Below are 7,050 nucleotides of genomic sequence, written 5' to 3'. Positions count from 1 at the left end.
GTCCGAAAGCCGGTCATCCACCGACGACTTCACCTGTCCGGGCCTTGGCACACCACTCCCAACGACCCGAACACCCCAAAGTCACCGGTATTGGGGCTACGCCAGTAGTTCCGCTCCTACGCCCCTGCGGCGAGCCCGACGGGAATCGTCATCAGGACGGGAATCGTCAGTCAGAAGGCGCTTCGGGTGCGGGGCGGAGCCCGGCGGAGGTGAGCCGGCCGATCAAGTTCAGCCTGGGCCATCGCTGCGTCGCAGACCCGCGAAGTGGGGCCTGCCGCATGGTGCGGCAGGCCCCTCTTCGGACATCGGGAAACCCGTCGTAGGTGAGGAGCCGGTCAGTGGGACGAAATCCGGCCCCCCGCTCCTCCCTGCGACAACCAAAACCCTGGGATCAGCCGGACCCCACAAAGATCACGAACAGCAGCCAGACGACCGGGGCGGTCGGCAGCAGGGAGTCGAGGCGGTCCATGATGCCGCCGTGACCGGGGAGCAGGGTGCCCATGTCCTTGATGCCGAGATCGCGCTTGATCATGGATTCGCCGAGGTCGCCAAGGGTGGCGCTGGCCGCGACCGCGAGGCCGAGCAGCAGGCCCTGCCACCAGGCGCCGTGCTTGATCAGGAATTCCATGCACAGCGCGCCGGCCACCATCGCGAAGAGCACCGCGCCGACGAGTCCCTCGCGGGTCTTGCCGGGGCTGATGCGCGGCGCGAGCTTGTGCCTGCCGAACCGCCAGCCGACCGCGTACGCACCGGTGTCGCTGACGACCGTCAGCAGCAGGAAGGTCAACACCCGCTCCGGCCCGTCGGGCTCGGCCGCGAGCATCAGCGCCACGAACGTCGCGAGGAAGGGCACATAGAAGGCCGCGAAGACACCGGCGGTGACATCCCGCAGATAGTTCTCGGGCGCCTCGGTCATCCGCCAGACGAGGATGGCCAGCGCGGTGAGCGCCATCGCCACCCAGGCGCCCTCGGCACCGCGGATATACCCGGCGGCCACCATGGCGGTGCCACCGACCGCGAGCGGCACCAGCGGCACCTTGATGTCCTTGCGCTCCGCCAGCCGCGAGGTCAGCTCCCACAGGCCCACGACAACGGCGATCGCTATCACGCCGATGAAGACAGGCTTGTAGACGAAGAGCGACGCAACGATGATCACGCCGAGGCCGATACCGACCCCTATCGCGGCGCGCAGGTTGCGGCCCGCGCTCTTCTTCTTCGGCTTCTCTGAGTCCGGCGAGCTGTCGGACCCGGAAAGAGAGGTGGGCATGGGCTCCTGCGGCTTTTCGTCGCGGAACAGGGGGCCGCTCAGTCGAGCCGCCCCCCGGTCGTCCGGGTGGTCCCGGCTATCCCGGATGTCCCGTTGTTCCCGGTCATCGTCCTGGTGTCCGCCTGGCCCGGGCACGAACGGCATGGGCCGAGTCTGCGCCGCGTCGCCCCAGTCGTGCACGGGACCCGCCGGGGCGGGGGGCGCCACCCCGCGAAGCGAGGAAGCCGGTCCGTGGTCGGGCGGACCCCATTGACCGGCGCCGGGCGGGGCGGCCCCCCAGGAAGACTCGTTCATCAGACCTCGAGGAGCTCGGATTCCTTGTGCTTGAGCAGCTCGTCCACCTGCGCGACGTACTTCGCAGTGGTGTCGTCGAGCTCCTTCTCGGCGCGGCGCACCTCGTCCTCGCCGGTTTCCTTGTCCTTGACGAGCTTGTCGAGGGTCTCCTTGGCCTTGCGGCGCACGCTGCGGATCGAGATCTTCGCGTCCTCGCCCTTGTTCTTGGCGACCTTGATGAACTCCTTGCGGCGCTCCTCGGTCAGCTCGGGGAACGTCACCCGGATGATGTTGCCGTCGTTGCTCGGGTTGACGCCGAGGTCGGAGTCGCGGATGGCCTGCTCGATGTTGCGCAGTGCGCTCTTGTCGAACGGGGTCACCACGGCCATCCGCGGTTCGGGCACCGAGAACGACGCCAGCTGGTTGATCGGCGTCATCGCACCGTAGTAGTCCGCCACGATCTTGTTGAACATCGCCGGATGCGCACGTCCGGTGCGAATCGCGGCGAAGTCCTCCTTGGCGACCACGACGGCCTTCTCCATCTTCTCCTCGGCCTCGAGGAGGATCTCTTCGATCACCACTTGCTCCTGGTCTGTTCGGTAAGAAGCAGAGCCTCGCCCCTGCCGCGCGTCTTCACCTGCACGGTGTCCGACCGGCAGGCCGTTGTCCATCCCCGTACCGGGTCTTGCCCCGGCCGGAGGCTGCCGCCCGTACAGGCCGATGCCCGCACGGAATCACGGCAGTTGGGGCCGTCAGGCCCGGGTGCCCTGATCGCTGACGAGCGTGCCGATCTTCTCACCCTTCACCGCGCGCGCGATGTTGCCCTCGGCGAGCAGTTCGAACACGAGGATCGGGAGCTTGTTGTCCCGGCACAGGGTGATGGCGGTGGCGTCGGCGATCTTCAGGTCCCGGGTGATGACCTCGCCGTATTCGAGGGCGTCGAACTTCACCGCGTCGGGGTTCTTCTTGGGGTCGGAGTCGTAGACCCCGTCCACCCCGTTCTTGCCCATCAGCATGGCCTCGGCGTCGATCTCCAGGGCGCGCTGGGCGGCGGTGGTGTCGGTGGAGAAGTACGGCATGCCCATGCCGGCGCCGAAGATGACGACCCGGCCCTTCTCCAGGTGGCGCACCGCACGCAGCGGAATGTACGGCTCCGCAACCTGTCCCATGGTGATGGCCGTCTGGACGCGGGAGTCGATGCCCTCCTTCTCCAGGAAGTCCTGGAGGGCCAGACAGTTCATGACCGTGCCGAGCATGCCCATGTAGTCGGAGCGTGCCCGGTCCATGCCGCGCTGCTGGAGTTCGGCGCCGCGGAAGAAGTTTCCGCCGCCGATCACGATGGCGATCTCGTAGCCTTCGCGCACCACTGCGGCGATCTCGCGGGCCATCGCGTGCACGACGTCGGGGTCGACGCCCAGTCCGCCGCCGCCGGCGAACGCTTCGCCCGACAGCTTCAGCAGGAAGCGTCGCCTGCCGCCGTGACCGGCATGTTCTGTGTGCGCGCCGTCGGCACCGTGAATCATTGAGCTCTCCTCGTGCACATACGAAGAAGGCCATTGCCGTGGGTCTGGTTCAGATCCCTGTGCGGCAATGGCCTCCTCGTCACATCTGCGGCCGGCCGTTGAGCGGCCGACTGCGTACGACCCTAGCGGGGTCGCAGGTCATTCGCTGCCTTCGCGACAGGCTCAGGCGCCGACGCGGATGCGCGCGAAGCGCTTCAGCGTGACACCGGCCTCGTCCAGAACCTTCTGGACGGTCTTCTTGTTGTCCTTGGCGAACGGCTGCGCGAGCAGCGTGTTCTCCTTGAAGAAACCGTTGACGCGACCCTCGACGATCTTCGGAAGAGCAGCCTCGGGCTTGCCCTCCTCCTTCGCGGTGGCCTCGGCGACACGACGCTCGTTCTCGACGACGTCGGCCGGGATGTCGTCCTTGGAGAGGAACTTCGGCGCGAACGCGGCAATGTGCTGCGCGACGTCCTTGGCGACCTCGGCGTTCTCCTTGTCCAGCTCGACCAGGACGCCGACCTGCGGCGGGAGGTCGGGCATGGTGCGGTGCATGTACGCGGCCACGAAACCGTCGGTGAACTGCGCGAAGCGGTCCAGGACGATCTTCTCGCCGAGGGTGGCGTTGGCCTCGTCCACGTACGCCTGGACGGTCTTGCCGGCCTCGATCTCGGAGGCGAGCAGGGACTCCAGGTCGGCCGGCTTGGTGGCGGCGACGTGGGCGGCGAGCGTGTTGGCGACGGCCTGGAACTTGTCACCCTTGGCGACGAAGTCCGTCTCGCACTTCAGCTCGACCAGCACGCCCGCGGACTTGTCGTCGGCGATGAGGGAGACGACGGCACCGTTCTCGGCCGAACGGCTCTCGCGCTTGGCGACGCCCTTCTGACCCTTGACGCGCAGGATCTCCACGGCCTTGTCGACGTTGCCGTCGGCCTCGTCCAGGGCCTTCTTGCAGTCCATCATGCCGGCGCCGGTGAGCTCGCGGAGCTTCTTGACGTCAGCGGCGGTGTAGTTCGCCATGGTCTGTGAATCTCTTCTCGAAGTCGAAAGATCTACGGGTGGACGGCGGGGGCGGCGTTTGTGGCGCCCTCCCCCGCCGTCATCAGCCGGATACTGCGGGTCAGGCCTGCTCGGCGTCCGCGGCCGGCTTCTCGGCCTCGGGGGCCTCGGCGACGGGGGCCTCGGCGACGGGGGCCTCAGCCGGCTTCTCGGCCTCGGCGTCCGCGGCGGCGGGGGCCTCGGCGGCCGGGGCCTCGGCGGGCTTCTCGGCAGCCTCGTCGGAGTCCGCCTTCTTCTCGCCCTCGAGCAGGTCGCGCTCCCACTCGGCCAGCGGCTCGGCGGCAGCAGCCTTCTCGCCGGGCTTCTGGTCGCCGGTGGCGGCACCGGAGCGGGCGATGAGGCCCTCGGCGACGGCGTCGGCGATCACGCGGGTGAGCAGGGTGACGGAGCGGATGGCGTCGTCGTTGCCCGGGATCTTGTAGTCGACCTCGTCCGGGTCGCAGTTGGTGTCGAGGATCGCGACGACCGGGATGTTGAGCTTGCGCGCCTCACCGACGGCAATGTGCTCCTTCTTGGTGTCCACGATCCAGACGGCGCTGGGCACCTTCTGCATCTCGCGGATACCGCCGAGGGTCTTCTCCAGCTTGGCCTTCTCGCGGGAGAGAACCAGGAGCTCCTTCTTGGTGAGGCCGGAGGCGGCCACATCCTCGAAGTCGATCTGCTCGAGCTCCTTCAGGCGCTGCAGGCGCTTGTAGACGGTCGAGAAGTTGGTCAGCATGCCGCCGAGCCAGCGCTGGTTCACGTAGGGCATGCCCACGCGGGTCGCCTGCTCGGCAATGGCCTCCTGGGCCTGCTTCTTCGTGCCGACGAACATGACGGAGCCGCCGTGGGCGACGGTCTCCTTGACGAACTCGTAGGCGCGGTCGATGTACGACAGCGACTGGAGCAGGTCAATGATGTAGATGCCGTTGCGCTCGGTGAAGATGAAGCGCTTCATCTTCGGGTTCCAGCGACGGGTCTGGTGCCCGAAATGGACGCCGCTCTCCAGCAGCTCCCGCATCGTGACGACGGCCATGGCCGTACTCCTTGTTTTTCTCGGTTCCACTGCGGCCGGTCGGCCGCGGTGCCTGACGCCCCGACGCGCCTGCCGGGGAAGGCACCTTGCGGAGCCGTCCGAGGACCGAGGAGCGCGGCCGTCGTGCTGCCCGAAAGGGACTGGTGCGCTGACGGCGGGGCGTGCGAAGTCGACCCGGTGACCCGGATCGCCATCAGAAGTGTACGGGACTGGCGATGCACCGGGCGACACACACCATTTCGAGCCCCGGGCGGGTGACACCGTTGTCCACAACCGCCCTCCGATCCACAGCTTCGGACCAAGATCCCCACGCCGCGGCGGACTGCGCCACCGTCGGGACATGCGACGGAACACGCAACCGAACCCACAACGGCCCCCGCGCCAGAGCCCGCGACGGGCCGCCCGGCGAAGCCCTCGACGACACTCCGGCTCGACCAGGATCCTCGATACCGTCAGCGGCTTCCGCGGACACTTCCCGAAACCGGCCGACGGCGAGCAACTCGGGACGACCCGCAGCCACCCGCGGCGGCGCCCAACGGATCTCCTTCCCCGTCCCTCTCCCTGTCGCCGTCCTCTCCCTCCCCCGGTCCGCACGCCCCCGGCCCTCCCTCCCCGGTCACGCTTCCGGCCGTCGGCGTCCTTACCGCCGGCACCACACGGAGGGCTGACCAGGTATGGGCCGAGCTGCTTCTTCCCGGCCCGCGCAGTGGGTGTAGTGCTGGCCCCCGCCGTCACTGCGGTGCTCACCCTTCTGTCCCCCGCGCCCGCGAGCGCTGCCGCCGCTCCGTCCTCGGCCGCGACGGCGGAGCGCGGGGTGGAAGGGGCGTCCGACCGGCCTGCGGGTGCGGCACGTGCCGAGGGGCTGGGACACCCGGAGGGCAGGACACCTGCCCAGGGGGTGACACGTGGCGAGGCGGTGACACGCCTCAGGCTCGCGACGCGTCCCGGGGGCGCGGCACACCGTGGGGTCACCGCACGTGGCGGGATCACGGCACGTGGTGGGGTCACGGCGAGTCCCGGGGTCGGGGCGAGTCCCGAGGTTGAGGCACGGCCCGACGCAGTGGGCGTGGACAGGGCGTGGCCGGTGGCGGGTCCCGCAGGCATAGGGCCCACGGTGGTACGCGGCTGGGAGCCGCCTCCGTCGCCCTGGGCGGCCGGGCACCGAGGCGTGGACCTGGTCGCGCCCACCGGTGCGCTGGTACGGGCAGCTGCACCTGGCCGGGTTGTGTACGCCGGGACCGTCGCCGGCCGTGGCGTCCTGACGATCGAGGTGTTCCGCTCGGGCCGTCCCCCTTTACGCACTACCTACGAGCCCGTGCGCCCTACCGCCCGTAAAGGCCAGCGCGTCACCGCAGGCCAGCCGGTCGCCGTCCTGCAGCGCGGCCCGTTCCACTGCCGGGCGCCATGCCTCCACTGGGGCCTGCGCCGCGGCAAGAGCTACCTGGATCCGTTGTCCTTGCTGCCCCGCAGCATGCTCCGCGGCGGACCCTCGCGACTGCTGCCGATCTTCGGCGTTCCCGTGCCGGCGGCCGGCCGCACGGTTCCCCCGCATTCGGGACCATCAGAACCACCGAATTCAGCGGTATCGACAAAACCAGCAGCTCAGGTGGGAAGGTCGGCGCCAACAGGAACTGCCCTCTTGGCAGCAGCCGGGCTCGCGGCCGCAGCGCTCTGGGCACTCGGCCGGCTCCATCGGGCACGGCCGCCTGGGACCGAGGAGGACGCGCAGCGGCGGCGGGATGGACAGTGGCACGGCCTCCGGCGGGGTGGTGGGTGATCACCCGGCAGCCGTGACCGCCGGGGCGTGAGACGGGCCAAGGCAAGGGGGCGGCGGCGCCGCGCACGGGCATCGACCCACCGCGGAGGCAGGCAGCCCTGCACAGCGAGGGCTCGACGTCACTATGCGACGAGCCGACGGCTTACCTGGGGCTGCT

At 69.2% G+C, this 7,050-nt stretch carries 6 protein-coding genes; 1 reads left to right on the top strand and 5 read right to left on the bottom strand.

The window, feature by feature from the left end; all coding sequences use genetic code 11:
- Window positions 1-391: 391 nt before the first annotated feature.
- From ACGFWI_RS19810 to rpsB, 5 genes are all read right to left on the bottom strand, one after another.
- On the bottom strand, window positions 392-1,561 hold the full coding sequence (locus ACGFWI_RS19810; protein ID WP_393907250.1) for a phosphatidate cytidylyltransferase: 1,170 nt from the start codon (window positions 1,559-1,561) through the stop codon (window positions 392-394).
- Window positions 1,561-2,118 (bottom strand): ribosome recycling factor, encoded by a 558-nt coding sequence (gene frr / locus ACGFWI_RS19805; protein WP_030087489.1) that lies wholly within the window; start codon window positions 2,116-2,118, stop codon window positions 1,561-1,563. Before frr ends, ACGFWI_RS19810 begins: the two co-directional genes overlap by 1 nt.
- A 174-nt stretch (window positions 2,119-2,292) precedes the next feature.
- Window positions 2,293-3,063 (bottom strand): UMP kinase, encoded by a 771-nt coding sequence (gene pyrH / locus ACGFWI_RS19800; RefSeq protein ID WP_393907249.1) that lies wholly within the window; start codon window positions 3,061-3,063, stop codon window positions 2,293-2,295.
- Window positions 3,064-3,225: 162 nt separating this feature from the next.
- Complete coding sequence (tsf, locus tag ACGFWI_RS19795) at window positions 3,226-4,062, bottom strand: translation elongation factor Ts (RefSeq protein ID WP_393907248.1); 837 nt, start codon at window positions 4,060-4,062, stop codon at window positions 3,226-3,228.
- A gap of 100 nt (window positions 4,063-4,162) precedes the next feature.
- Entirely contained in the window at window positions 4,163-5,116 is a 954-nt protein-coding gene (gene rpsB, locus ACGFWI_RS19790) for a 30S ribosomal protein S2 (RefSeq protein WP_393907247.1), read from the bottom strand.
- Between the two features lie 340 nt (window positions 5,117-5,456).
- Here rpsB and ACGFWI_RS19785 point away from each other — a divergent pair, with 340 nt between their 5' ends.
- Window positions 5,457-6,893 (top strand): murein hydrolase activator EnvC family protein, encoded by a 1,437-nt coding sequence (locus ACGFWI_RS19785; RefSeq protein ID WP_393907246.1) that lies wholly within the window; start codon window positions 5,457-5,459, stop codon window positions 6,891-6,893.
- Window positions 6,894-7,050 lie beyond the last annotated feature (157 nt).

Source organism: Streptomyces sp. NPDC048434, assembly GCF_043200375.1.
Classification (GTDB): domain Bacteria; phylum Actinomycetota; class Actinomycetes; order Streptomycetales; family Streptomycetaceae; genus Streptomyces.
Note: the sequence above shows the minus strand (reverse complement) of the source record. Positions and strands in the feature narration are given on the sequence as shown.